The following is a 24,540-nucleotide window of genomic DNA, read 5'->3' as shown; positions in this document are numbered from 1 at the left end:
CCGACGGTCCGGGCAAAAAGTGCCAAAACGAGGACGACGGGGCATTCGCCGCGAATCATCGCATGAATGCTCCCGTCTGACGGAGATCCGCTGTGGCCGAGGACGACGACAAGGAAAGCAAAACCGAGAGCCCGTCGGAGAAAAAGCTGAACGACGCCATGGAGAAAGGCAACGTGCCCTTCTCGCGCGAGGTGACGATGTTCGCCTCGGTGTTCGCGAGCTACATCTTCGTGGTCTTCTTCCTGCCAGGCGGCTTTGCCAATTTCGCTGAAGCCTTGAAGGATATTTTCGAGCAGCCGGAGGCTTGGCGGCTCGAAAATGCCACGGATGTCACGGCGCTAATTCTCTTTCTGTTCAATCGTGCCGCAGGCCTGGTCGTGCCGATCATCCTGCTGCTCGTCAGCTTCGGCATAGCCTCATCCGTTCTCCAGAATTTTCCCCGCATGGTGCTGGACCGGATTGCGCCGAAGCCGGAGCGGCTCTCGCCCATGGCCGGCCTCAAACGGATCTACGGCAAGCCGGGCCTGGTGGAATTCGGCAAGGGCTTCTTCAAGATCGCGATCATCTCGACGATCATCGCCGTCACCCTGAAGGACGATTTCTACGGCTCTCTGGATGCGATGTTTTCGGATCCGGTGACGATCTTCAGCCGCATGTCCGGCGATCTCAATCAGATCATGGTGGTCGTGCTGCTCTGCAGCGGCGTCATCGCCATCGCCGATTTCTTCTGGACCCGTCATCATTGGCTGTCCGAGCTGAAAATGACCAAGGAAGAGGTGAAGGAGGAATTCAAACAGTCGCAGGGCGATCCGATTGTACGCGCTCGCTTGCGCTCGATTGCCCGGGATCGAGCGCGCCGGCGCATGATCACGGCGGTGCCGCGCGCCACATTGGTGGTGGCGAACCCGACCCACTATGCCGTGGCGCTGCGCTATGTCCGCGAGGAAGGCGACGCGCCGGTGGTGATCGCCAAGGGCCAGGACCTGGTCGCGCTCAAGATTCGCGAGATCGCGGAGGAAAACGGGATTCCGGTGTTCGAGGACCCACCGCTGGCGCGCTCAATGTTTGCGCAAGTCTCGGTGGATAGTGTGATTCCACCGGTGTTTTACAAGGCTGTGGCCGAGCTCATTCACCGTGTCTATGCAGCAAATCAAAAACGGACCCGCTGACAAACGATGAAAAGATGTTCCTATTCCGAAGAACGCGAAAAAATCGTCGCAGACGCCATCCGCCCTGTGGCAACGGAACTACGGCTGATCGACGCGGCCGATTTCATCGCTCTCTTGCGCTTTGAATCGCATGCCAGCCTTGCCGACCTCGTCTCCTCCGCTGCGGAACTCTATTTCCAGCCCGGAACGGTCAATTTCGGCATCGGCGGCAATTACCGGCTCGACTGGGGCAATTCGCCCGAGATCCTGCTCGATCTGGAGCTGAAGCCAGACGGCGTCACCGTCTATGCCCAGCTGCAGCTTGCCAAGGACAAGGCCGGGATTGAAATCAGCCATATTGCTTTCAATCGTCCATCCGAAGATCCGAACGAAAACACCGCCTTCCTCGCCCGCAGCCTGGACGCGGCCAAATTTTCGCGCAGCCTCGCCTGCTGATCCAGCGCGCTGCCTTTCATACCACTCGATCCCCACAAACCGACCCCACGACACCTTGGTTCTGGCCTTAAGCCATCGCCGGAGGCGCAGACGTGTCGGTCGGGCCCTTTCGAAAGTTTCAGCGAACCCTGATGCAGGCCGCGTAAAGCAAGCGCGGCCTGCGAGGCCATCCTGGAAGCATCCGCGACGGAAGGACGTGGATGCATGCCCCCGAAATTGCGACCTGGCTTTTGTGACAGGATGGTGGCTCCGCCAGCCGCCCTCCGTCGCTGACTGATCTGGTGTCCGATCTGCCGACCCCAACACCGTGATGCCACGCCGGCCGCCGTCCCCGCGGCCAGGCTTGGCGCCGACGATAAGTGCCAGCGCCTGCCGGTCCGCCCCGGCACCCTGGCTTGGCCGGCGCGAAACTATGCAGCTTGAGAATGCGCCTGGGCGTCGAAAACACGAACGGGCTGGCAGGTCCCTTGCGGCTCTGCCAGCCCGTGAAAAATCGGGTTCATGTCTGACGGTCGATAAGGAGCCAGAGACCTACCGAATATATCCGAGCCGAATGGCCTTGGCGATCGCCTGGATCCGGTTGACCGAGTCGAGCTTGGTGGTGGCTGCTCCGAGATAGGCATTTACCGTATGCACGGAGAGGCCCATCTTCTCGGCGATATCCTCGCTGATATGGCCGTTGCCAGCCATCTGCAGGCAGTCGATCTCGCGTTCGCTGAGCGCTTCGGCCGGCAGCATGCGTCGTTCATCGGCCGCCAGAAGATCGGTCAGCACCTGGCAGGCTTGACCATGCAGGTCGATGATCGCTTCCGGGTTCAGGTCGAGTTCGCCACCGATCACGACGACATAGCCATTGCCCTGCGCGCCCAGCCTGACGGGAAAGGCGATGCCGGCCTGGCTCAAGCCGCCGGCGATCAGCCGCCGGGTGAAGGACTCAAAGCCGGTGACATCGGCGATCTGATCTGCGGCCGTGCCGTTCCAGACCAGCGGCAGGATCGAGCCGTCGATATGCTGCAGCATCGCGTCGCTGTAGGCGCTGAGCAGATTGTGCGCCATGGCTTCGGAATGAGCGCCCCAATTGTCAAGCACGCAGGTCAGCTTGCGTGCTCCGGGCAGGCCAGAGCCGCTCAGGCGCAGGACGGCGAAATTCCGGCCGCCCAGCGCACGCTGGATCTGCTGGAGACGGGTGATGAGGGAGGAGATGCGTGCGGCCCGTTTGCCGCCCTCCGAGCCCGACGTCATGCCGGGCGGGGTGCCAGCCATGCCGCCCTCCTAGACGAGATTGTTTCGGACGGAATAGGCGATCGCTTCCGACCGGGTCTTGGTCGCGGTCTTTCGCATCACGCTGGTAATGTAGTTGTTGATGGTGTTGCGCGATATGCCGAGGATCACGGCAATCTCATCACTGGTCTTGCCTTCGGCAATCCAGAATACGCATTCGAGCTCGCGCTCGGTCAGGTCGCAGTCACGATCGGGCTCGACGCGCGCTTCCGGCGCCGCGCTGGCGAAATAGCCCGTCAGGAGTGCCATTTCACGTAGCGTCTCGCGCGAGAGAATGACGTCCTGCGGGAAAAGCATCAGCAGCGAAAGGCGCACGCGGCCAATGGCAAAGGGGATGGCGCAATATTGCCGGCTTACGCCGCGCGGCAGCACGGCCTCATCCGGCAGCATGGCGAAAGCCGGCTGCAGCACCGAAATGCATTTTTCCAGCTCGTTGCTCTTGGCATGCTGGTCCGCCATGACCCGGCCGATACGCCGCACGAGATCGAAAGGCCAATCCGAGCAGATGGCGAAATCGACGCCGCCATTTTGCGCCCGGTCGCAACGCGCCAGGAGATAGTGGCTGGCACCGACATACTGCGTCAGGAGGTTCAGCGCCTTTGCCAGATGTCCACATTCGGCATGGTTGATCAGCCGCGCGATCATCTGCCGACGGGTATTGGTGGTGGGCGCGCCGACAAGTCGGCCCTGCACGGCAGGCACAGGCCTTGCCGTGATCTCGGTCTCAATCATGGTCATATCGTTTTGTCCCCGTGAAGGAATTCTCGGGCTGTCTTTGCCGAAGCGCCTTTTCAGGCGCCGCGCCGGGGTCGTTCCGCCATCCCCGGCCACATCGACTGCCGTCCGAATCACACGATAAAAGGTACCTTACCTGTCGAAAAAAACTACTGATTCGATGTTGGGATTTACTTTTTCGAAAGGTTGTGGAACGATTCGCCGCATGAAGGGACCGGGCCAATAGCGATTTTGCCCACCCTTGGCAACATTCAATCTATATTATTGAATATAATAGATTTTCGAAAATATTAGTGAAAACGAACCAATATTTTTCGCGGGCCGAAGCGTTTTTGTGTGACGCGCGATGACGGCAAAAAGCCCTTCTGGTTAATTCTGCCGTTTTGCATCCAGCGCCGCATTGGAGGCTTAAATCTCAGGCTGTGGCGGAATTGCACCATGTCTATTATCGACCCTGACAAGCCTATCCAACTATAATATCGTTTATAACATACAATATAATCTTCTTTATACTCTAGCCGGTACCGTGAACATCGCAGGAACCGTGACGCAAATCATCCGACAAATGCGGCAAGTGCGAAGCAATCCCGTTTCTCCACAGCGAATTTTTTACCAAAAGTTAACGTTTCGACTCTGACGGCGGATGCGGCAGGCGGCACTGGCGCTGACGAATCTTTGACTGTGAATCCCGCAAGGAAAATCTGGCGCCACGACACTGTTGCGGATGCGAAACAATCCGGCTGGGCCTGCGGCCGGCGCGCCACGGTGTGCTTTTTGGAAAGTCCGCTTGAGCGAGCGGAAGATGCACCGTCGGCACAGCCCGGTCAGCTCTCCCGTGCCTGTTTCGATCGGATGGATGAGGCAACGGATGAAAGCCGGCATTGACCTCAAAATACCGTGACGCAAGCCAGGCAGTAAGCGGTCGCAAAAATTCGGGCCGCCGTTTGGAAAGCCCGCTGCATCGTTTTCAAGCTGCACCCCGTGTTGCCGGGATCAGGTCTGCTTACCCGATCGACGAATATCGAACAGAGTCCGTTCATGCGAAAAGCCGGGCGCTGGGGCGTCCGGCTTTTTTCGTTGGTGCCTGGCTGGTGATGTCAGGCGGCCTTTTCGGTGATCCACTTGCGCAGGATCTTGGCGGCGCGCTCCTCGCTGATTTCGACCATCCTGGACAGGCGCTTCTCGGGACCTTCCTTGATCCGCCGGTTGAATTCGTCCTCGCTGCCGGAGCCAAGACTGAGGAGATCGTCGGTGCTGTCGAAGCCGAAGTCGGATCCAAAGCCATCCATCAGTGCGCCACCGGCCGGAGCCCCGCCCACGGCGGGCGAGAAGTCGGGCAGTTCCAGGCCTGCGGCTTCCCCTTCCCCGGCCTCGCCATGGCCGGCACCGGTAACCGAGCGAGCCAGAGGACGCAGGCCCATCCAGATGACGAGGACGGCGACCAGGACAAAGGAGCCGGCATTGATGATGCCACCGAGATTGCGCGTCAGGATTTCCATGAAGGAAGGACCGGCAACGGGATCGGTCAGCAGTTGGTTGTCGACGAAGTCGAGCGAGGTGATGGTGACCACGTCGCCGCGTGCCGTGTCCAGGCCGGCTGCGGACGCCACCAGCTTCTGCATTTCGGCGATGTAGGCGTCGACCTTGGCCTGATCGGCATTTTCGCCGAGCATGGTGGAGACGCGGGTCTTGTTGAGCACGACGGCAACGGAGAGCTTCTCGATCCGGTAGCTGCCCTTGGTGGTGGCAACGGTCTTCGAGTTGATCTCGTAATTGGTCTGCTCTTCCTTCTTTTCCGCCTGGTCGCTGGATTGGGCACCCGCTCCGCCCTTAGGCGCAGCCTGGGGCACGTTCTGCTCGACGGTCGCGGCGTTGTCGGCCTGCTGCTGCTTGGAGTTGGTCTGCTCCTTGGTAACCCGCGTGGAACGCTCGACGCGCGATTCCGGATCATAGACCGTTTCGTGGATCTGCTGGGCATCGGTGTTGAGTGCGGCAGCGACGCTGGTGCGGAAGTTCTCCATGCCGAGGATCGGCGACAGGGCCTTGTCGATGTTGCGTTCGATTTCGCCCTGGACGTTCTGGACGATGCCGAGCGACTGGCTGAGCGCGCTATTGCCCGGATCGTCGCCGGAAGCCAGGAGCTGGCCGGCGGAGTCGAGAATGGTGACATCGTCCACGGACAAGCCCGGGACGGAGGAGGAAACGAGATGGCGGATCGAGGCCGAAGCATTGCGCCCGACATTGGCGCTTGCCCGGATCATCACCGAAGCGGTCGGTTTCTGCTCGGCTTTGCGGAAGGAACCGCGGTCGGCCATGACGATGTGGACACGCGCTGCGGAGATGCCGGCGATCTGCTGGATGGTGCGGGCGATTTCGCCTTCCAGAGCACGGACCCGGGTGACCTCCTGCATGAACGAGGTCAGGCCGAGGGAGCCGACCTTGTCGAACAGCTCATAGCCGGCATTGGTGCTGTTGGGCAGGCCACGCTCGGCCAGAAACAGCCGCGCCTTTCCGACCATGCCGACCGGCACCTTCAGGCTCGTGCCGTCGGTCCCGACCTGAAAGTCGATATTGGCCTCGGCCAGCGCCACGCTGATCTGGTTGAGGTCGCCTGTTTCGAGGCCCACATACAGGGTCTCATAGGCTGGCTTGTTGACGTAAAGGCCTGCGGCAAGAACCATGCCGATGGCAATCACCCCCGCGGAAATCAGCGCGATGATCTTGCCCTGCCCCAGATTCGCGAGGTTCTTCGTCACCGAAGAGAGTTGTTCCAACAGATTCATTCTGTTTCCGCACCCCGAAAGCGCGCCCGGCCCGGCTGATTGCAGAGGGCTAGGTGTCATGCGCTGTCCAAACATCGGGCCTTTTTCGATGTCATCCTCAGGCCGTCCGCAAAGATGCGAACAGGCATGGGAATCCACCGGACCCAAGGGGACACTAGGGAGCGAAACTTGCGCGAACTTAACCTGCGGTCAGCGCGCGCGCCCGATCGTCGGGAATGGGGCAATGCAGGTCGGCACCCGCAGGCCGGCATACAGCGGCGGAGCACGGCGGCCTCATGGAGGACAGCCAGCGCTCATCAAAAGAATTCGAGATCGCCGGCATCCTGCGTCAGGGGCTGCGAATGGCCGTGGCGCATCTGCCCGCGGCTCAAGGACGCCTTCATGTCGGCAAGCGTCACCAGATTGAGCGCGGTAGCGATGTCCACCAGCTGCGTCTTGGGAATGCCCGCAGTCATCGTATCGATAAATTCGGCGATGCCACGCGTCTTCTGCACGGCAAGATCGATCCCCTGTAGCACCTTGATCCGGTCTGCGGCGGCCAGCTCTGCGTCCTCATGCGCATGGGCGAGCATCGGCTCGATCCGCTCGATCAGATAGACGACATCGTGCAGCTCGCTGACGACGCGCATCATCACGTCGGGCAGGGAGTCTTCGCAGCCCTCAAGGGCCTTGACTGCCGGTTTGCTCATCGTCCTTCCTCTTCCTCGTAACGGGCGGGTGTCTTCAGCATGCAGACGCCGGCATAGTGTTCTTGCGAATGCCGCTTCGTTCACCGCCCTCAAGGCTTCGAGGGTCGGTCGCGCCGATCCTGCGGCGGATCGACGACAGCGAGACGGAAAGCTTGCCGCGGCGTGACGGACCAGATGCCGGCTTGGCCCTCCCCTCTCCTGCCCCGGGAAAGCGGCGGCGTCCTGCGTCTCAGAAGAATTCGATGCCGTTGTCCGCAGGCTTCGGCGGTGCCGGAACGGGTCGCTGCTCCATGGCCACCGTACGCTGTGTCTCCACGCCGGAAAGCTGGTGCTGACGCGCGCGGCCCGACGACGGCCAATATTCAAGCTTGCGGCCATGCTCGCCGCCCGTGCTCTCCCCGACGATGCGAATGCCTTCATCCATCAGAAACTGACGGGCGAAGCGGGCATTCTGCTCGCCGACATTGGAGAAGCGGGCGATCGTCTTGGCGCCGCCAAAGATCTTGGCTTCCAAACGATCGCGCCGGGCGCCCTTCTTCAGGAGGCCGTTGATCAACAGCTCCATCAGATGCACGCCATAGCGCGTGGCATCTCCGCCGGCGGCCAGAGCTTCGGCCGAGCCCGGCAGGAGAAAGTGGTTCATGCCCCCAACACTCGCGACCGGATCACGCATGCAGGCCGCCACGCAGGAGCCAAGGATCGTCGAAAGCACCACGTCGGGATCCGTGACCACCTTGAACTCGCCCTGAATGACATGCACGCGCTTGGTCGCGACGTCTTGGATCATTTAAGCGCTCCAAACACGGCCTCGATGGCCGCCTTCATCTTTTCCATCGTGAACGGCTTGGCGAGAACATTGTTGGCGCCAAGCGCAGCCGCCTTCGTGACCAGCGCGCGGTCGCCCTGCGCGGTGAGCATGATGAAGGCAGCCTTCTTGGTGGCCGGGTTGTTGCGCACGGCGTGCAGCAGCTCCAGACCGTCCATCTTCGGCATGTTGAAATCGGAGATGACCAGATGATGCGGCTGCTGGGCCATGATCTTCATGCCCTGTTCGCCGTCACCGGCGACCGTGATCTGCTTGAAGCCGAGCTGCTGCAAGGCATCGCCCAGAAGCAGGCGGCTGGTGACCTGATCGTCAACAATGAGAACTTTGATTTTTTCGGCGATCGACATTTATTCCATTCCTTCTCTTCGAGCGGCGGCGCGCTTCAGAACTTCTTCCCCAATTGCATTAAGAGGCAGTTGAAACTCGACCGCACCCAACTCGTAGGCCACACGCGGCATCCCGTAGACCACACAGGTCTTTTCGTTCTGCCCGAATGTCCGAGCGCCATTATGGCGCATTTTCAAAAGACCGGACGCGCCGTCGCGGCCCATTCCCGTGAGGATCACCCCGATGGCGTTGCGCCCTGCCAGATCCGCGACGGAATCGAACAGGACGTCGACCGAGGGACGGTGACCGTTCACAGGTTCCCGATCGATCAACCGGCAGCAAGGCGCCGACGGATTGGCGATGGTCAGGTGGCGTTCGCCGCCTGGCGCCAGATAGACCTTGCCGACCTCCAGCCGCGCCCCATCCGTCGCCTCCTCCACCCGTGGCGCGCAGAGGCGGTTCAGCCGCTCGGCGAAGCTCTTGGTGAAGGTATGCGGCATATGCTGCGTGATGACTGTCGGCGGACAATTGGCCGGGAACTTCTGCAAGACCGCGATCAGTGCCTCGACGCCGCCCGTCGACGAGCCGATGGCGACGATGCGCCGGCTCGCCCGATAATCGACGCCGGCATTGTTGGCGTTGGCCGGGCTCGGCATGGCCGCGCGGTTGACGCTGATCATCTGTTTGCGCGGAGAGCGGGCAGCCGCCTTCACCTTGTCTGCCAGATCGGCAAAAGGATGCGGGTCGCCCGGCGCCGGCTTGCCGACGCAATCGAATGCGCCGATCTCCAAGGCCGCGACCGTGGCTTCCGCACCGCGATGGGTCAGCGTCGAGACCATGATCACCGGCATGGGCCTGAGACGCATGATCTTTTCCAGGAAATCGAGCCCGTTCATATTCGGCATTTCGATATCGAGGGTTACGACATCGGGGTCGAGTTCCTTGATCGCAGCGCGCGCCTGCAGCGCATCGGCGGCCTGGCCAACGACGCTAACGCCGGGATCGGCGCTGAGCACGGCGGTGATCAGATTGCGCATGGTCGGGCTGTCGTCGACGACGAGAACGCGGGCGGGGCTCATGCGCGGCCTCCGCTCGTGCGGCCGATCAGGCGATAGGTGGTGACGCCGATATTGTCGAACACGGCCTTGGCATCGCCCGAAACACGCTCGGAATGGCCGATATAGAGGTGCCCTTGCGGATGGAGCATGCCGGCAAAGCGCGACCAGACGCGCATCTGCGTCGGCTCGTCGAAATAGATGACGACGTTGCGGCAGAAGATCACGTCGAACATGCCCTTGAACGGCCATTGCGACAGCAGATTGAGCTCGTTGAAGGTGATCAGACGCTTCACGCGGTCGTCGATCTGGTACTTCGTCCGTCCGGCGATCTGGGTCTCCGTGAACCACTGCTTGCGCATGGCGGGCTGCACCGTCTCCAGCGCATTGAGGTCGTAGGCGCCGACGCGGGCGATCGCCAGGATCTTCGGGTCGATATCGGTTGCCAGGATGCGGATGTCGTAATCAGCCGCGTTCGGCAGCACCGAGAGCAGCGTCAGCGCGATCGAATAGGGCTCCTGCCCATCCGAACAAGCGGCCGACCAGATGCGCACGCGTCCGCCAGACTTGGCGCGGGCAATCAGGCCAGGCAGGACCTCGTCACGCAGATGCTCGAAATGGTGGTTCTCACGGAAGAAGCGCGTGAAATTGGTGGTCAGGTAGGACAGCATGTCCTTGCGCTCGGCCGCCCCGGCAGGCGATCCAACCAGCGCGCAATATTCGCGGAAGTTCTTCAGGCCGAGATTGCGGATATGCTTGGACAGGCGGGAGTAGACGAGCGAGGCCTTCGTCTCGTTGAGCGCGATACCAGCGTCGTCGTAAATCATCGCCGAGATCTCCGCCAGATCACGGCGGGTCAGCGGAAATTCGCCACTGGCAAGGCATTCGTCAGGGCTCTGACGCAGATCGATGGCCATGGGAGGTGTCATGCCGCCTCGCTTTCACGGTCGCCAAAAATGGCATCCATTTCGATCAAACAAATCATGCGTCCCTCGATGGCCAAGACACCCCGGGCAAAGGACCGCTCGAATTCCGAGGCGACCTCCGGTGTCGGCTGTATCTTGTCCTCCGTAACCGTCAAAATATCGGAAACGGCCTCCACCAAAAGTCCGATAATCTTCTGGCCGACCTGCGCGACGATGATGACATGACGCACGCTGGGCTCTGTGCGGCGCATGCCGAGGCGTGCGGACAGGTCCACGATCGGCAGCACGGCACCGCGCAGATTGATGACGCCCAGCATATAAGACGGGCTGTGCGGCATCGGGGTGGCCGGGGTCCAGCCACGGATCTCGCGCACCGACATGATGTCGACGCAAAACTCTTGATCGCCGATGCGGAACGCGATCAGCTCGCGTCCGCCCTTCGTCAGATTTTGTGCGAGATAGGCCATGGGCGTTTATCCGAAAGCGGCCAGGGCGTTTTCGTGGCGCAGCGGCTGCCCGCGAGAGGCCGCGACCACGGCATCGACGTCCAGGATGAGGGCCACGCGCCCATCGCCGAGAATGGTGGCTGCGGCGATCCCGGGAACATGGGTGTAGTTGGCCTCGAGGCTCTTGATGACCACTTGGCGCTGGCCCTGGATGGCATCGACCATCAGCGCGCGCTGACCGCCGCCTTCCGACTCCACCAGGAGCGCCACGCCTTCGACCGGATTGGCAGCCTGGTAGCGGAAATTCAGGATCTTGCCCACATCCACCAGCGGGCAGAAGGAGTTGCGGATCGAGATCAGCCGTTGGTTGGCACCGAAGGAATGGATCGAATTGGCTTCCGGCTGCAGCGTCTCGACAATCGCCGTCAGCGGCACCACCAGGGTCTGGTTGGCAACGGTGACGACCATGCCGTCGAGAACGGCGAGCGTCAGCGGCAGGCTGAGCGTGAAGACGGAGCCATGCCCCGGCTTGGACTGGATCGAGATGCGGCCGCCGAGGGCCTGGATCGAGCGCTTGACGACGTCCATGCCGACGCCGCGGCCCGACAAGTCCGAAACCTTCTCGGCGGTCGAGAAACCGGCATGGAAGATCAGGTTGTCGATTTCCTCGTCCGACAGATTGGCATCGGCAGCGATCAGATCGTTGTCGATGGCCTTCTGGCGCACGCGCTCGCGGTTGATGCCCTGGCCGTCGTCGGCCAGTTCGATGATGATACGACCGGAACGATGCTTGGCGGTCAGGCGAACGGTGCCCTCGGGGTTCTTGCCGAGCGCGACGCGCTTCTCCGGCATTTCCAGCCCGTGGTCGACCGCGTTGCGGATCATGTGCGTCAGCGGCTCGGCCAGCTTGTCGATCACCGTCTTGTCGACTTCGGTGTTCTCGCCTTCCGTGACCAGACGAACCGACTTGCCGGTGATGTCGGCAATTTCGCGCACCGTGCGGGCCATGCGCTGGAAGACCGGCTTGACCGGCTGAGCGCGGATGGCCATCACCGAGTCCTGGATCTCGCGGGTGAGCTGCTGCAGCTCTTCCAGACCCATATTGATCGATGAGGTGCCGTTGGTGTCGTTCTCGATCACGCTCTGGGACAGCATGGCCTGGTTGATGACCAGCTCGCCGACGAGGTTGATCAGGCGGTCGACGCGGTCGAGATCCACACGAATGGTCTGAGCGGCGGGAGCAGCAGCAGCTGCAGACGCGGCTGCGGCGGCCGCAGCGGCCGGCGCGGCAGGCGCGCTCTTGGCCGAATCGGCAGCCTTGGTGCCCGGCAGCTGCACGACATTGCTGGCGGCTGCAGCGGCCTCGGCTTCGCTGGCAGCGATGCGTTCTTCTTCCTCGACCAGGCCGACCGGCGGCTCCGGCTCGTCGAAGAGCGCGGAGAGATCGAAGGGCACCGGCGTCATCGGCGATTCGTCATCGCTCTGCTCGCCATTGTCTTCTTCCAGCGCCTTGATTTCGAGATCGCAATCCCACTCGGCGAATTCGAAGACGGCACGGACGGCATCCTCACCCTTGTCGGTCTTGATGACCGCCCTCCAGGTGAAATAGGCGTTTTCCGGCTGCAGCTCTTCGAGCGACGGCAGCGCGTCCATGTTGCAATAGATGCTCATCTCGCCGAGGCGCGAGAGATCGCGCAGGAGCAGCGTTGCCTCGTTGCCCTTGCGGTAGAGGTCGGCCTTCGGCTTGAAGATCACCTCATAGGCCGGCAGAACGCTTTCGACCGGCATGTCGTCGCCGAAATCGTCGAAGGAGAAGGCAACAGGGACAAAGCCCTGGTCATTGGCGACCGGCGCAGCAGGCGCCGCCGGAGCCGCAGCCTTGGGCGCAGCCACGGGCTTGGCGGCCGGAGCCTCGGCATGAGACGGCATCTCGCCATGCGCCAGCGCTTCGAGTTCGCGGATCAGCTGCTTGCTGCGCGCCTCATCGACCGAGCCGCCGTCGCGGGCACAATTGGTCAAGTCGGCCAGGACGTCGGCCGACTTGAGCATGACCTTGAGCACGTCCTGGTTCGGCTCCAGACGGCCGGAACGGACGCAATCGAGCGTAGTCTCGAACACATGGGCGAACGAAACCAGGTCGTCGAGGCCGAATGCGCCGGCGCCGCCCTTGATCGAATGGACCGCGCGAAACACGGCATTGACCGTTTCGGGATCGCGGTCGCCGTCATTCAGGCGCAGGAGACCGGATTCCAGTTCAGCAAGCTGCTCCTCGCATTCCTGGAAGAAGATCTCTTTGATTTCATTCATGTCCATGGGATTATGAGTCCTGGCTCGATTTTAAGCGGTGACGCGCTCGATGGCGTCGATGAGCTTGGTCGGATCGAAGGGCTTGACAATCCAGCCGGTGGCGCCGGCCTGGCGGGCGCGATTCTTCTTTTCCGCGTCGCTTTCGGTCGTCAGAACAAGGATCGGGATCGCACGGTATTTTTCGTTGCGGCGCACGCCCTCGATGAAGCCGAAGCCGTCGAGACGCGGCATGTTGATGTCGGTCACGATCACATCAGGATTACAGTCTTCGAGTACCTCGAGACCTTCGACACCGTCTTCAGCCTGGATCGTTTCAAAGCCGGCATTGTTGAGCGTCACGAGCAGCATGTTGCGGATCGTGCGCGAGTCATCGACCGTCAGAACCTTTTTCTTCATTTCAATTCTCCTTGGCCATCAGGTGATCCACGTTCACCCCGATGAGCTGTGTGGTTTTGGAAAAGGCATCCGACGCCTGGGAGATGACGAAGGACAGATTATCGGCCTGCCAGCTCTTCGCGCCAGCCATCAGGACCTGGACGCACAGCGCGCCGACTCGCTCGACCTTGGAGGCGTCGATCACGATGTCGCTGCCGCGCAGCCCCATCAGCTTTTCATGCAGCTCCGAAGCGGCGTTGAGATCGAGAACCGGCGCCAGCGGAAGCGTCTTCGCAGTGTTTGTCTTGGACATCAGGCTTTCTTTCATCGAGGACGCGAACGGAGACCGGGCGCGGCAGGCAAGAAGGGAGCGTTGGGCATCAGGGCAAAAGCCATCTCAGCGCCCCCATGCCGCACGCCGCGCCGGGGACGGCACGGCCAAAACATCGTCTTCCTCGTCCTCCTCGACCGGTCGATTGGCCGGAGGCGGAACGTGACGGGGTGGCCTGGACGCGGGCGCTGCGGCCGGAAGACGCGCCGCAGCAGGGGCGGAGGACCGTGCAGAACCGGTCTGCAGCGCCGCGATCGCCTCGGTCAGCGCAGCCAGCCCCTGGCAAATCTGGCCGGCTTCGGCTGCGGCCTGTGTTCCATCGGATTCGAGTGTGCGCGCGGCAGCGGCGGCCTGCGCGAGTGCCGCGCGTAGTGCCGTGAGCTCGTCCATCCGGCCGGCGGTTCCCTCGGCAATCTCGGCGACCACGTCGCTGATGCCATGGATCCGGTCCACGACTTGGCCGATGGCGTCCTGCGTGCGGGCAACGCGGGTGACACCCGCCTCGACCTGCCCCTTTGTCTCGCCGACGAGCTGCTTGATCTCGCGCGCGGCATCGCCAGAACGCTGCGCCAGTGCGCGCACTTCCTGGGCAACGACCGCAAAGCCGCGTCCGCTCTCACCGGCGCGCGCGGCCTCGATGCCGGCATTGAGCGCCAGCAGATTGGTCTGGAACGCGATTTCGTCGATCACGCCAATGATCTGGCCGATCTTCTCGGCGGAGCGCTCGATATCGGCCATGGCGGCAATCGCCTGGCCAACGACGCTGCCGGTCTGTTCGACGGCCTGACGGGTGAGGCCGGCATCCTTTTCCGCCGCACGGGTGCGTTCGGCGACTGCACGCAGGCGCTCACCGGTTTCGCCCATGCCTTCAAGCGTGGCGGCAAGCGCCTCGCCCTGCGCCTGCGCGCCCTCGGCCAGAGCCTGGCCGCGCGTGGCAAGCGCACCGGCCACAGGCGACATGCCCACGATCTCGGCGCGCGCCTTCTCAATCGCGGCTTCGGCGGCGGCGAGCGCTTCGTTCATGCCGCGCGCCAGGGGTTGATAGGCCTGCGGCACGTCGTCCGGCAGACGGGCGGAGAGCTCGCCGGCTTTCAAGGCTTCGATCAGCGGGGCGAACAAACCGTCGACGCTTGCCTCCTCCTCCCGCTGGGCTTCGGCCATCTGGCGGTGATGAGCCTGACGCTGTTCGTTGAAACGCAGGGAAACGGCGACCTCGGCATCGACAAAGACGAGGCGGATCAGGGCACCGACGAGATCGAGCACCTCCTGACGGCGTGATTTGGCGCCCGATAGCAGCGAGCGCGGCCAGGCTTCGTCGATCACGGCGCCGAGAACATGTTCGAGAACGACACCATGGCCGGACAGCAGCCAGCGCGGATCGAGTCCCATCTTGCCGCAGGCATCGGACAACACCTTGACGCGCTCGGCATAAAGGCTGTCGAACCGGGCGTCGGTCAGCACGCTCCAATGGGCGGCGCAGAGATCATGCAGGCGATCGATCTGGCGGTCGCTGGAGAAATGGCGGGCTGCTTCGGGATGGGTCTGCAGGCGCTGGAAAAGATCGCGCAGGCCAAGTTCGATCGAAGGCAGAAGCTCCTGACGGTGCGCACGCACGGCATCGCCGGCGGCCTCGTCGAGGTCGGCAAATCTCAGGCGCTCAAGCAGGCTGCCTGCTTGCGCTTTCCTGTTCTGTTCTGCCGTGGGTTCCTGCCGCACCGTCACTCCGCCCGCACCGAGACCATGACCGGACAAGCCAAAAGGCCGCCGGCGCTAAACTGCACTGCTTGAGATGAACCGGATCGGTGTCGGCGCCTCACACACGGGCGCCGAGAGGGGTGCCCGTCGGAAGACCGGCCGTCAAACATGCGCGCCAGCAAACGTCGATCAACGCCGGCCCTGAAGGGACGTGCGATGGCCGAGCCGCCTGGCTCACCCATTCCGGCTGGTCATACCGGGTTGCTACCGGTGCGTCGGCTTCGGCTTCATGCCTCTGGGATGCCGTGGTCGCATTCCCATTTCGACGCGTCCCTCATCTTTATGGTTAATGTGTTGCGCGAACGTTAACATCGGCGCTCCGCATATCAGCGTTTCTGTGGATAGTTACCAGTTGATGCGGCGAACGCCGTTCTCATGCCTCGCTCGGGCCGGTCAAGTGCCGCTGGCTGAAGGCTTGCAGATCAGCTCGACAGAAATAAAATCAAATTGTAGCAATGCATTGTCTAAAAAACGAAGTGACTAAAGTCATGTCGATCGCCGAGATCGGGCAAAAAAGATCTCACCCCGATTTCTCATCGATAGGAACTTGCACTTGCCGTTTTCCCTGTCGATGGTTAAAAATCCGTTAACACTCGGAAAAGCTTCTTACGGGGCCATTCGGGCGGTGCGGCATCATGAGGATGCTGCGAAGCGGGGACTGGGAACAATGACTGTTCTGGCAGCGGGCGCACTTCTGATAGCGGCTCTGACGCTTACGGCAGTGTCCCTCCTTATCAATATCGAAAGACCACGGCGGAAGACGGTGACACCCGTTTTCTGATCGTCAATCGGCGGCTTGCGGCATCAGATGCCCAGCCGCCTTTTCTTTGTCCGGGACCGAGACCACCGGATCGGGCGCGCCCTTTTCCTGTCAGGCCAGCCGTCTGTTATGTGCCCCTATGGCAGGCACATCCGTCACGCGATTGTGGCGGACTTGCACAAAGATCCCTCTCAACAAAGCCGCAGCCTGCCCTATCTCCCTTTTCAGTCAAATGGAAAGGAACCATCCATGGGTATCGAAAGCCTTCTCATCTTTCTTCTGATCGGCGCGATTGCCGGCTGGCTGGCCGGCCTCATTGTCGCCGGTGGCGGTTTCGGCCTGCTCGGTAACATCGTCATCGGCATTATCGGCGCGGTCATCGCTGGCGCCCTCTTCCCGCGGCTTGGCTTTCGTCTTGATGGCGGCATTCTCGCGGCGATCGTGCACGCCACCCTTGGCGCAGTGATCCTGCTGGCTCTGATCCGCGTGCTCAAGCGTGCCTGACGGAGACGAGATCATGGAAACCCAGACCTTCTCGCCCGACATTGAGAAAGCATTGGCCGATTTCCTGACCGATCATCCACATCTGGCAGATCGTCATGCGGCCCTGTCGGACATTCTCAAGGCCTATTTTTCCGCCAATGGCTATCTGCCAACCCATCAGGAGGGCAAGCGCCCCGATCAGCTCGACGCCACCAACGACGACTGAGCGGAGACGCTCGGTCCGGTCGCGGGATTCGGCAGGAAATTAAGTCCATCGGCCAGGCGGGAGCACCCGGCTTGGCCGATTGCATTTGCGCAAGGAGGATGGCAGACATTCCGATGATGCGCGGCGGCGCCTTTTACGTCACGCCGATGCATTGCCATTGTGCCTTAATCACACCGAAGCGCGCCCATGAGTCTCTCGTCCGTCAAAGCGTTCCTCGCAGCCGCAGCGCCTGATCTCCAGGTCATCGAACTTCAGCAGAGCACGGCGACCGTGGCGGAAGCAGCGGCAGGCCATGGCGTCGAGCCTGGCCAGATCGCAAAGACCCTGGCCGTGCGCCTCGGCGACACCATTATCCTCATCGTGACCGCCGGCCATATGCGGCTGGACAACAAGAAATTCCGGGGCCTGTTCTCCGCAAAGCCGCGCATGCTGGAACTCGACGCCGTCGAGCGCGAAACCGGCCATCCCGTCGGCGGTGTGTGCCCCTTCGGCCTCGCACAGCCGCTGAAGATCTATTGCGACCGCTCGCTGAAGGCCTATCCAATCGTGGTGCCGGCGGCAGGCGCCATCAACGCCGCCGTGCATATCGCGCCGGACCGCATGGCGGAACTCACCGACGCGACATGGATCGACGTCTGCTCGGCCTGATCTGAACGAGCGCACCCGCTTTCAGCCCGGTTTACGCGAGCCGGCTTCACAAGCCCGCTTGGCAGGTTTTTGCCGCATGAGCTTGTTCGGGATCTGACGCAGGCCCGCCTTGCACCTCAGCCGATGACGGCCGCCAGCATCAGCAGCGCGCCGCAGGTCAGCGCGCCAAAAATCGGGATCAGAAGACGCATTGCATAGACAGCCATGACTTCGCTCCTCTCGCGACCGGCCCTTCGCCGCTCGCACGAAACCTGCTGCAGGGCCTGTTCGCGCCGGCAAGGCTCTCCTCCGCTGCCGACTCAAAGCCTCTCCCGCCGCCTGGAGGCTGGCAGGGCGCACATGCAAACCCTTGGCCGTCTCCATATGCCGATTATGTGGGCACAAAGCTTAACCGAGAGGCATGCGCGACTGCTTAAATTGAAGCTTGTCGAAAAAATTTCTGCACCTCGGGAATAAGCCTGCGCTGGCTTGCGTATATCGGTCATGGACAAGGGAAAGACCCCATTCGACGTGATCGGCCAGCTCGGCGCGCTCAGGCGTTATGCCCGGGCGCTGACGCGCAATCCGCATGATGCGGAGGATCTGGTGCATGACGCACTGGTGCGCGCCTATGAACGCCGGCCAAGCTTTCGCACGGGGGAAAATCTTGGAACGTGGCTGCGCGCCATTCTCCACAATGTCCATATCGACGGCCTGAGGCGGCGGCGTTCGCAGGAAAGCCGCGCCGAAGGTGCTGCGCTGGTGGCCGAGCAGACCGGTGGCCCGGTTCAGGAAGAGGCGGTTCGCCTGGGACAGATTCGCGAGGCCTTTGCGTCCCTGCCCGAGGAACAACGCGCCGCGCTGCACCTGGTGGCGGTCGACGAGCTGTCTTACGCGGAGGCCGCCAAGGTGCTGGGCATTCCCGTGGGCACGCTGATGTCGCGCATCGCCCGCGCCCGAACCCGGCTTCGTGCCTTGGAAGAAGGTCGCGCGCCCGACAGTGAGTTGGATGAGGCCAAGCCGGACGCCAACGCACCCGGCGTCAGGATCGCCGGCTTGAAGATCGTAGGAGGTACGGACAATGACGCTGACTGATCCGATCCTGCAGGGCGATCTGGATGCCTATGTCGATGGGCAGCTTCCGCCCGAGCGGCGTATTCAGGTGGAAGCGCATCTGGCGGCCCATCCCGCGATTGCCGCCCAGGTGATGTCCGATCTGTCGCTGCGCGGCCGGCTGAAGCTGGCCTTGCGCCAGGGCGAGCCGATGGGACGGCCGGAAACGCGCGAGGCAGCGCGGCGGCTCGAACGCAGCCTGCGCTTCTCGCTGTTGGTCGAGCGTGGCCGGCGCATGGCCGCAGCGGCTGCCATCATCGCCTTCGCCTGGACGGCGACGAGCTGGCTCGGGCCCTTCAGGGCAACCGAAGTGGTCGCCTCGGAGCCGCCGCCCGTCCATGTGGAGGAAGCCGTCAGAGCGCATCAGACAGCCATGCTGCGCGAGAACATGCGCTCCCAGCCCGAAACGCTCGCCTATGACCGTGAAGATATTCGTGCGGCCACCGCCATTGTCATGCCGACTTTACCGGCCGGCTGGAAGGTGGTGGATGTGCAGATCTTCCCCTCGCGCTTTGGACCGAGCGTCGAAGTGGCGATTTCGACCGATGAAGGCGCGCAGCGCTCGCTCTTTGCCGTGCGTCCGGGCGCCTTCTCGGTTCGTCCCGTCCATCTCTACCGGATCGACGGGACGCAAGCCGCCGACTGGCAGATCGGCGAAGTCGCCTATGCCCTGGTCTCGGGCCAGGCGACAGACAAGCTTGCCCGCGAGGCCGAAGCGCTTTCGGCCACGCTCTACTAGATCGTGAAGGCGCCAGACCCGGCAGGTTCAAAGGCACCATCATGATCCAGATCGACATCCCGGTGCGGAAGGGCGAGGAGCGCCCGATGCTTTCGTCCTCCCGCCCCGTTCACCCCGTTTCCTCGCGTTGCTCGTCTTCAAGGAGAACCACATCATGAGCTTCAGCAATCCCAACCAGCGCTTCGGCGTGTCGGCCCAGCAGGCCGCCTATTTCGATGAAGCGCTGCGCCAGCACATGCTACGCGTCTTCAACTATATGGGCCTCGGCCTTGTCATCACCGGCTTGGTCGCCTTCATCGTCGGCACCACACCGGCGCTTTATGTGCCGATCTTCCAGTCGCCGCTGAAATGGGTGGTCATGCTGGCCCCGCTCGCCTTCGTGCTGTTCTTCTCCTTCCGCATCCAGACGATTTCGGCAGGGACCGCGCAGGGCATGTTCTGGGCCTTCTGCGCCGTGATGGGCCTGTCGCTTGCCTCGGTATTCCTGGTGTTTACCGGCGTCTCGATCGCCCGCACCTTCTTCATCGCGGCCACGATGTTCGGCGCCACCAGCCTGTTCGGCTATGTCACCAAGCGTGACCTGACCAATATAGGCGGCTTCCTGATGATGGGTCTGATCGGCGTGGTCATCGCCTCGGTCGTCAACATCTTCCTGGGCTCGAGCGCCCTGCAGTTCGCCATCTCGGTCATCGGCATCGTCGTCTTCGTCGGCCTGACCGCCTATGACACCCAGAACATCAAGCAGCAGTTCGCGGAGAACATGGACCAGGAATCGCAGCAGAAGCTTGCCGTCTTCGGCGCGCTCTCGCTCTACCTGAACTTCGTCAACATCTTCCAGCTGCTCTTGAACTTCACCGGCGAGCGCGAAGGCTAAGCTTTGGTGCAAATTCTCCGCGGCGGGACCGGCGCAAGCCGCCCCGCTGCGGAAACAAGGACGGATCGCGATATCGGGCCGAACAGGCCGAAGGGGATAGCGATCCGATCCGGGAGCCTCTGACTCCCCTGCTCTTGATCCCCCGTTTTCGAACGACAATCCGCGCCTGCAGCACCCGGGACCGCGCCTTCTTCAAGCAAGAGGCGGCCCTGGCCGGGCTCGCGCGCGCCGATCACACCGCAACCAGACAGACAGAAGGATTTTCTCCTCATGGACCATAACGACCGCCAGACGATCGACGGCTTGTTCAACCGTCTCGCCGAGGCAGAACGCCAGGCCGGACCGATGGACAAGGAGGCCGACGGCTTCATCCACGAGAAGATCGCCCGCCAGCCCGCAGCACCCTATCTGATGGCGCAGACCATCGTGGTGCAGGAACAGGCCTTGGCCATGGCCGAGCAGCGTATTGCCGAGCTGGAGCACCGGGCGCAGCAGGCGCCCGCCGGCGGTGGTGGCTTCTTCTCCAGCCTCTTTGGCGGCGCTGGCGCATCCCGCACCGCTCCGCCCCGCAATCCGGCGCCGGGTGCCGCAAACCCCTGGGCGGGGCAGCCGGGTCGCCAGACCGGTTATGGCCAGCCGCAGGCCTATGGTCAGGGTGGCTATGGGCAGGGCCAGCCGCAGGGTGCCTGGGGCCAGGCTCAACCGGCACAGCGCGCCGGTGGCGGCTTCATGGCCGGCGCCGCGCAGACGGCCATGGGCGTGGCCGGTGGCATGTTGCTCGGCAGCGCGATCTCCTCGATGTTCTCCGATCCGGCTCAGGCTGCCGAGACAGCAGCCGGTGACGCGCTGCAGGAAGCCGGCCTTCAGGACGCGGGCTTTGAGGATATGGGCGGCTTCGGCGGCGACGAAGAAGTGTAAGCGCTTAAACGCGGTTTCTTACCTTGCCGAACCGCATATGCCTATTTTCCGTCCCGGCACGAGAGCGGGGACGGAAGAACAAGATCCATGGCGCCCGCACGCCATGGATCTCAGCATGTCGACAGGAGGCGTCATCCTCCACCGGATGGCGCGGCGACGATCCGTCAGTCGAACGCTTGCCCCACTCGATCAGGATCGGTCCGGCTCAGGACCAATGCGGCTCGTCGTCCTCGCCATCCCGACGCAAGCCGACCACCAGCAGCGTGAACAGCCCGAGCAGCACGACGGCGGCGATGCCATAGCCGATCAGATGCACGACCGCGGGATGGTGCTTGTCGATGAGCCAGCCGAGATTGAACACCGAGATTGCCAGAACGGTGAGCACCGGGGGCAGGAGGTAACTCAGCAATCGCTTGAAGGTCATGGTGACAGTCTTTCTGAACGCAAAGGACGGCAGAGACGACGACGGCAGTGTCTGTTTCCACCGCGAGCCGTAAGGCAGGCGCGCGATGGGCGCCAAGGCCTTCATCAGCCCTCTGCCGGCTTTGCGGGAACGGCCAGGCCGACCACATCATCCCAAGCAGACTTCGGATAACCGAAGCGGGGCTCCATCAGTTCGAAGCTTTCGTCCATTGGATAGGCGCGGCTGAGATAGGGCACTGAAATATGGCCGAAGACGAGCGACAGCTGGCTTTCGGCCTCGGCTTCCGGCGCCCTGTCGATGCCGGCGAGATAGAGGGCAGCGGCAAGCCCGGTGCGGTCGGCACCCCAGGCGCAATGGATCAGCAGCGGCTTCGGTGCGTCCTTCAGGAGCGCGATCAGCTTTTCCAGCCGCTCCGGCGTCTGAAGCTTCGAGGACGACATGCGGAAATCCAGATGGACGATCCCGCGCTTATTGGCTTCCGCCACCTCGTCATCATACCAGGGGCGACCGACCGAGGCGCCGCGCAGATTGATGATCGAGCGGATGCCGTAATTCTGCTGATAGGATGCGATGTCCTTGGCGCTTGGCTGCGCCGCGCGATAGACCTCGCCAGGCACGACGACATGGAAGTTGCCGGCTGCCATCAGCAGCCCCCAATAGACGCCATAGGCAAGCAGAAGCCCGGCCAGCCCGCGCAAGCTCCAGCGAAAAGCGCTCGATAGGATCAAGATTGAAGCCCCTAGGTCCAAGCATGAGGCGGCCGGTCAGGACCACACCCACACGTGACGTCTTTGGTTTGGCGCCTGACGCGATACGGGCGAAACGCTCCCCCGCGACCCGGCGACGATTGCATCTGTGAAAGACGGCCGAGCTGCCGCATGCGCGCGGTCCTCCCAGCCTTTTCTACACCAGCGGATCGGGGGTGATCAGGGCGAATCCAAGGCTCCACGGGCTTGCGCTGGGCCGGCTGACAGGCATTGGACAGCTTGGGGACCGTGGCGCCGCTTAAGGGGCGCCGGACGGGTGTTCAGGCAGCGTTCAACAGGGCTTTCAGGGCACGCACGGTGGCGCGATCCGTCATTCTGCTACCGGCATGGACGAAGCCTAAAGCGGCGGCCCGAGGATCATGCGGCGCATAGGCACGGCCGCATGAGGCATGGACTTCGCGCGGGTCGAGCCGCGCCAGAAGCGGACCGATGGTCGCGGGCGACAGGCCCGACCCCGGCATGATGACGATCCGGCCTGCAGCGGCTGCAAAGATGGCCGCCAGCGCATCGAGCGCCTGTGGCGCGGCGGGCGCACCGCCCGATGTGAGGATCCGTTCGAAGCCGAGCGCGACCGCCACATCAACCGCTGCGGGAAAGTCCTCGCCCGCCAAGTCGAAGGCGCGATGCAGCGTGCGCCCCAAAGGCCCGGCGGCATCGGACAGCCGCGACAGGCAGTCGCCGTCCAGGCTGCCATCGCGCCGGTTGGCGCCCAGCACCACGCCTGCAAGGCCTGCTTCGCCGACGGCTTCGAGATCGCCCCGCATCACCGTTTCGTCCTGCGTCGAAAAGACGAAGTCCCCTGGCCGGGGCCGGATCATGGCATAGACGGGAATGGATGCCTGCGCGGCGAGCCGCATCAAGCCCGGCGATGGTGTGAGCCCACCGCATTCCAGCGCCGCGCAAAGCTCGATGCGGTCGGCGCCGCCATCAATGGCGGCTTCCAGTCCCTCGGCGCTATCGACACAGACTTCGAGCAGAATCTTGGCCATATCCCTCTTCCGATTTTGAGCTTCGAGCGCGCCGATATCCGGCTCTTTTACGGTTTCAGGACAAGGGGCGGAGTGGCGCGCCATCACGCGCCTGAAAACCGAGGATCGCCGCGCCCGTCAGGCCGGGCTCGGAGGTCAGCGCCGCCTTGACCAGAAGCGGCCCTTCGACCCGCCGCAGCACCCGGCTGCGCACTGCGGCGTCCAGCGCCTCGATCAGATCCCAAGCATTGGCAAGACCGCCACCGACGGGGACGATGGACGAGCCGGTGATGTTCAGCGTGAGCGCCAAAGGCGGAGCGACCAGCTCCAGATAGGCGGCGACCGTCTGCGCTGCGCTGGCCTCGCCATCTCGCCAGGCGGACAGGATCGCATGGCTGTCCAGCGCCTGCCCGCTCAACGTCAGGTGCAACCGCTCCAGGCCCCGTGCGCCGCCGATCGTATCGACACAGCCCTTCTGGCCGCAGCCGCAAGCGAAATGGCCGATCCGACGCGGCGGCGTGCCGATCTCGGTGGCCAGCGCCTGCCCATGCCCCCATTCGCCGGAAAAGCCTCCGGCACCGGTGACGATGCGGCCGTCGACGACGAGGCCGCCACCGACGCCCGTTCCCAGGATGACGCCGAAGACATTGCGATGCCCGGCCGCGGCGCCAACCGTTGCTTCGGCCAGGGCAAAGCAATCGGCATCATTGGCGATAAAGACCGGCAGGCCGATTGCCGCTTCCAGGTCACGGGAGATTGCCCGCCCATCGATGCAGGGGATGTTGGCGCATTTCAGCCGGCCCGTCTGCGGATCGACGACACCGGCAATCGAGATCGAGACGGCTTCAACCAGCCCTTGCTCATTGCCGCACAGCTGGCGGATCGCCGCCGCGAATGCCGCGAAGTCATCCAGCGGCGTTGCCACCCGCGCACCGTTGGTCAGCGCATCGGGCGCTACGGCATAGGCCGCCTTGATGGCGGAGCCGCCAATATCGAAACAGCCGATCAAGATCGATCCTCATCTCAGGCTTCAGCCGGCCCTTGTTGGAGAAAATCATGCAAACGCGCAAGATGGTCGAGCGTGGCGTATTCCCGGGATCGCAGGAGGACATTCGACGATCCCGGACGCAAGACGAGGGATGACCATGGCTATCCCCGGTCGCCCGCCGATGAGGCGGGCGCTGTCACATCAAAGCGTTGA

Annotated in this window: 26 protein-coding genes; 9 read left to right on the top strand and 17 right to left on the bottom strand. The window is 62.9% G+C overall.

Going from position 1 to position 24,540, the window contains the following annotated elements:
- The first annotated feature begins 92 nt into the window (after positions 1 to 92).
- Positions 93 to 1,169 carry a flagellar biosynthesis protein FlhB gene (gene flhB, locus BMX61_RS12505; RefSeq protein ID WP_075629404.1) on the top strand — a complete coding sequence of 359 codons (1,077 nt, stop codon included), beginning with the start codon at positions 93 to 95 and terminating at the stop codon, positions 1,167 to 1,169.
- A 6-nt stretch (positions 1,170 to 1,175) separates the two neighbouring features.
- Entirely contained in the window at positions 1,176 to 1,604 is a 429-nt protein-coding gene (locus BMX61_RS12500) for a hypothetical protein (RefSeq protein ID WP_075629405.1), read from the top strand.
- Positions 1,605 to 2,135: 531 nt separating this feature from the next.
- Here the strand turns inward: BMX61_RS12500 and visR are convergent.
- The 13 genes from visR to BMX61_RS12435 form a co-directional block, all read right to left on the bottom strand.
- A complete protein-coding gene (gene visR / locus BMX61_RS12495) occupies positions 2,136 to 2,867 on the bottom strand; it encodes a transcriptional regulator VisR (RefSeq protein WP_075629406.1) in 732 nt (243 codons plus the stop codon).
- A gap of 9 nt (positions 2,868 to 2,876) precedes the next feature.
- Positions 2,877 to 3,623, bottom strand: coding sequence for a transcriptional regulator VisN (gene visN, locus BMX61_RS12490; RefSeq protein ID WP_083639606.1), 747 nt, complete (start codon positions 3,621 to 3,623; stop codon positions 2,877 to 2,879).
- Positions 3,624 to 4,717: 1,094 nt separating this feature from the next.
- Positions 4,718 to 6,403, bottom strand: a complete 1,686-nt coding sequence (fliF, locus tag BMX61_RS12485; protein ID WP_075629407.1) for a flagellar basal-body MS-ring/collar protein FliF — start codon at positions 6,401 to 6,403, stop codon at positions 4,718 to 4,720.
- 296 nt (positions 6,404 to 6,699) lie between these two features.
- Positions 6,700 to 7,092, bottom strand: coding sequence for a hypothetical protein (locus BMX61_RS12480; RefSeq protein ID WP_075629408.1), 393 nt, complete (start codon positions 7,090 to 7,092; stop codon positions 6,700 to 6,702).
- 229 nt (positions 7,093 to 7,321) lie between these two features.
- Positions 7,322 to 7,879, bottom strand: coding sequence for a chemoreceptor glutamine deamidase CheD (gene cheD, locus BMX61_RS12475; protein WP_075629409.1), 558 nt, complete (start codon positions 7,877 to 7,879; stop codon positions 7,322 to 7,324).
- Positions 7,876 to 8,265 (bottom strand): response regulator, encoded by a 390-nt coding sequence (locus tag BMX61_RS12470; RefSeq protein ID WP_075629410.1) that lies wholly within the window; start codon positions 8,263 to 8,265, stop codon positions 7,876 to 7,878. The genes cheD and BMX61_RS12470 overlap by 4 nt, the downstream gene beginning before the upstream one ends.
- Entirely contained in the window at positions 8,266 to 9,324 is a 1,059-nt protein-coding gene (locus BMX61_RS12465; protein ID WP_075629411.1) for a protein-glutamate methylesterase/protein-glutamine glutaminase, read from the bottom strand.
- Complete coding sequence (cheR, locus tag BMX61_RS12460) at positions 9,321 to 10,229, bottom strand: protein-glutamate O-methyltransferase CheR (protein WP_075629412.1); 909 nt, start codon at positions 10,227 to 10,229, stop codon at positions 9,321 to 9,323. The genes BMX61_RS12465 and cheR overlap by 4 nt, the downstream gene beginning before the upstream one ends.
- The gene (locus BMX61_RS12455) at positions 10,226 to 10,693 is read right to left on the bottom strand and encodes a chemotaxis protein CheW (RefSeq protein WP_075629413.1); all 468 of its coding nucleotides are present in this window, start codon (positions 10,691 to 10,693) and stop codon (positions 10,226 to 10,228) included. The genes cheR and BMX61_RS12455 overlap by 4 nt, the downstream gene beginning before the upstream one ends.
- Before the next feature lie 6 nt (positions 10,694 to 10,699).
- Complete coding sequence (locus tag BMX61_RS12450) at positions 10,700 to 12,985, bottom strand: chemotaxis protein CheA (RefSeq protein WP_075629414.1); 2,286 nt, start codon at positions 12,983 to 12,985, stop codon at positions 10,700 to 10,702.
- A 24-nt stretch (positions 12,986 to 13,009) separates the two neighbouring features.
- Entirely contained in the window at positions 13,010 to 13,375 is a 366-nt protein-coding gene (gene cheY1, locus BMX61_RS12445) for a chemotaxis response regulator CheY1 (protein ID WP_075629415.1), read from the bottom strand.
- Between the two features lies 1 nt (position 13,376).
- Positions 13,377 to 13,670 carry an STAS domain-containing protein gene (locus BMX61_RS12440; RefSeq protein WP_407703768.1) on the bottom strand — a complete coding sequence of 98 codons (294 nt, stop codon included), beginning with the start codon at positions 13,668 to 13,670 and terminating at the stop codon, positions 13,377 to 13,379.
- A gap of 81 nt (positions 13,671 to 13,751) precedes the next feature.
- Positions 13,752 to 15,401 (bottom strand): globin-coupled sensor protein, encoded by a 1,650-nt coding sequence (locus BMX61_RS12435; RefSeq protein ID WP_075629417.1) that lies wholly within the window; start codon positions 15,399 to 15,401, stop codon positions 13,752 to 13,754.
- 1,048 nt (positions 15,402 to 16,449) lie between these two features.
- On the opposite strand from BMX61_RS12435, the gene BMX61_RS12430 reads away from it, so the two are divergent.
- The 7 genes from BMX61_RS12430 (at position 16,450) to BMX61_RS12400 (ending at position 21,180) form a co-directional block, all read left to right on the top strand.
- Positions 16,450 to 16,704 carry a GlsB/YeaQ/YmgE family stress response membrane protein gene (locus tag BMX61_RS12430; RefSeq protein ID WP_075629418.1) on the top strand — a complete coding sequence of 85 codons (255 nt, stop codon included), beginning with the start codon at positions 16,450 to 16,452 and terminating at the stop codon, positions 16,702 to 16,704.
- A 13-nt stretch (positions 16,705 to 16,717) separates the two neighbouring features.
- Positions 16,718 to 16,909 carry a hypothetical protein gene (locus BMX61_RS12425; protein WP_075629419.1) on the top strand — a complete coding sequence of 64 codons (192 nt, stop codon included), beginning with the start codon at positions 16,718 to 16,720 and terminating at the stop codon, positions 16,907 to 16,909.
- Positions 16,910 to 17,095: 186 nt separating this feature from the next.
- Entirely contained in the window at positions 17,096 to 17,557 is a 462-nt protein-coding gene (locus BMX61_RS12420) for a YbaK/EbsC family protein (protein ID WP_075629420.1), read from the top strand.
- 483 nt (positions 17,558 to 18,040) lie between these two features.
- Positions 18,041 to 18,631: a sigma-70 family RNA polymerase sigma factor gene (locus BMX61_RS12415; protein WP_075629421.1), complete on the top strand. Its 591-nt coding sequence runs from the start codon at positions 18,041 to 18,043 to the stop codon at positions 18,629 to 18,631.
- Positions 18,618 to 19,388: an anti-sigma factor family protein gene (locus BMX61_RS12410; protein WP_075629422.1), complete on the top strand. Its 771-nt coding sequence runs from the start codon at positions 18,618 to 18,620 to the stop codon at positions 19,386 to 19,388. The genes BMX61_RS12415 and BMX61_RS12410 overlap by 14 nt, the downstream gene beginning before the upstream one ends.
- Before the next feature lie 154 nt (positions 19,389 to 19,542).
- On the top strand, positions 19,543 to 20,262 hold the full coding sequence (locus tag BMX61_RS12405; protein WP_075629423.1) for a Bax inhibitor-1/YccA family protein: 720 nt from the start codon (positions 19,543 to 19,545) through the stop codon (positions 20,260 to 20,262).
- 270 nt (positions 20,263 to 20,532) lie between these two features.
- Positions 20,533 to 21,180: a DUF2076 domain-containing protein gene (locus BMX61_RS12400; RefSeq protein ID WP_075629424.1), complete on the top strand. Its 648-nt coding sequence runs from the start codon at positions 20,533 to 20,535 to the stop codon at positions 21,178 to 21,180.
- A gap of 205 nt (positions 21,181 to 21,385) precedes the next feature.
- Here the strand turns inward: BMX61_RS12400 and BMX61_RS12395 are convergent, their stop codons facing one another.
- The 4 genes from BMX61_RS12395 to BMX61_RS12380 all read right to left on the bottom strand — a co-directional run bounded on the left by BMX61_RS12395 (position 21,386) and on the right by BMX61_RS12380 (position 24,348).
- Positions 21,386 to 21,604 carry a hypothetical protein gene (locus BMX61_RS12395; protein WP_075629425.1) on the bottom strand — a complete coding sequence of 73 codons (219 nt, stop codon included), beginning with the start codon at positions 21,602 to 21,604 and terminating at the stop codon, positions 21,386 to 21,388.
- Between the two features lie 104 nt (positions 21,605 to 21,708).
- Positions 21,709 to 22,332: a dual specificity protein phosphatase family protein gene (locus BMX61_RS12390; RefSeq protein ID WP_234794668.1), complete on the bottom strand. Its 624-nt coding sequence runs from the start codon at positions 22,330 to 22,332 to the stop codon at positions 21,709 to 21,711.
- A 299-nt stretch (positions 22,333 to 22,631) separates the two neighbouring features.
- Positions 22,632 to 23,360, bottom strand: a complete 729-nt coding sequence (locus tag BMX61_RS12385; protein WP_075629427.1) for a copper homeostasis protein CutC — start codon at positions 23,358 to 23,360, stop codon at positions 22,632 to 22,634.
- A 55-nt stretch (positions 23,361 to 23,415) separates the two neighbouring features.
- Positions 23,416 to 24,348: an ROK family protein gene (locus BMX61_RS12380; protein ID WP_075629428.1), complete on the bottom strand. Its 933-nt coding sequence runs from the start codon at positions 24,346 to 24,348 to the stop codon at positions 23,416 to 23,418.
- Between the last annotated feature and the right edge of the window lie 192 nt (positions 24,349 to 24,540).

The organism is Xaviernesmea oryzae (genome assembly GCF_900109605.1).
Classification (GTDB): domain Bacteria; phylum Pseudomonadota; class Alphaproteobacteria; order Rhizobiales; family Rhizobiaceae; genus Xaviernesmea; species Xaviernesmea oryzae.
This window is presented reverse-complemented; position numbering and strand designations above follow the sequence as displayed.

Bases quoted from the DNA above. Each gene is read 5' to 3' on its own strand.
- BMX61_RS12500 (WP_075629405.1), top strand. From the start codon at position 1,176: ATGAAAAGATGTTCCTATTCCGAAGAACGCGAAAAAATCGTCGCAGAC.
- visR (WP_075629406.1), bottom strand. From the start codon at position 2,867: ATGGCTGGCACCCCGCCCGGCATGACGTCGGGCTCGGAGGGCGGCAAA.
- visN (WP_083639606.1), bottom strand. From the start codon at position 3,623: ATGACCATGATTGAGACCGAGATCACGGCAAGGCCTGTGCCTGCCGTG.
- fliF (WP_075629407.1), bottom strand. From the start codon at position 6,403: ATGAATCTGTTGGAACAACTCTCTTCGGTGACGAAGAACCTCGCGAAT.
- BMX61_RS12480 (WP_075629408.1), bottom strand. From the start codon at position 7,092: ATGAGCAAACCGGCAGTCAAGGCCCTTGAGGGCTGCGAAGACTCCCTG.
- cheD (WP_075629409.1), bottom strand. From the start codon at position 7,879: ATGATCCAAGACGTCGCGACCAAGCGCGTGCATGTCATTCAGGGCGAG.
- BMX61_RS12470 (WP_075629410.1), bottom strand. From the start codon at position 8,265: ATGTCGATCGCCGAAAAAATCAAAGTTCTCATTGTTGACGATCAGGTC.
- BMX61_RS12465 (WP_075629411.1), bottom strand. From the start codon at position 9,324: ATGAGCCCCGCCCGCGTTCTCGTCGTCGACGACAGCCCGACCATGCGC.
- cheR (WP_075629412.1), bottom strand. From the start codon at position 10,229: ATGACACCTCCCATGGCCATCGATCTGCGTCAGAGCCCTGACGAATGC.
- BMX61_RS12455 (WP_075629413.1), bottom strand. From the start codon at position 10,693: ATGGCCTATCTCGCACAAAATCTGACGAAGGGCGGACGCGAGCTGATC.
- BMX61_RS12450 (WP_075629414.1), bottom strand. From the start codon at position 12,985: ATGGACATGAATGAAATCAAAGAGATCTTCTTCCAGGAATGCGAGGAG.
- cheY1 (WP_075629415.1), bottom strand. From the start codon at position 13,375: ATGAAGAAAAAGGTTCTGACGGTCGATGACTCGCGCACGATCCGCAAC.
- BMX61_RS12430 (WP_075629418.1), top strand. From the start codon at position 16,450: ATGGGTATCGAAAGCCTTCTCATCTTTCTTCTGATCGGCGCGATTGCC.
- BMX61_RS12425 (WP_075629419.1), top strand. From the start codon at position 16,718: ATGGAAACCCAGACCTTCTCGCCCGACATTGAGAAAGCATTGGCCGAT.
- BMX61_RS12420 (WP_075629420.1), top strand. From the start codon at position 17,096: ATGAGTCTCTCGTCCGTCAAAGCGTTCCTCGCAGCCGCAGCGCCTGAT.
- BMX61_RS12415 (WP_075629421.1), top strand. From the start codon at position 18,041: ATGGACAAGGGAAAGACCCCATTCGACGTGATCGGCCAGCTCGGCGCG.
- BMX61_RS12410 (WP_075629422.1), top strand. From the start codon at position 18,618: ATGACGCTGACTGATCCGATCCTGCAGGGCGATCTGGATGCCTATGTC.
- BMX61_RS12405 (WP_075629423.1), top strand. From the start codon at position 19,543: ATGAGCTTCAGCAATCCCAACCAGCGCTTCGGCGTGTCGGCCCAGCAG.
- BMX61_RS12400 (WP_075629424.1), top strand. From the start codon at position 20,533: ATGGACCATAACGACCGCCAGACGATCGACGGCTTGTTCAACCGTCTC.
- BMX61_RS12395 (WP_075629425.1), bottom strand. From the start codon at position 21,604: ATGACCTTCAAGCGATTGCTGAGTTACCTCCTGCCCCCGGTGCTCACC.
- BMX61_RS12385 (WP_075629427.1), bottom strand. From the start codon at position 23,360: ATGGCCAAGATTCTGCTCGAAGTCTGTGTCGATAGCGCCGAGGGACTG.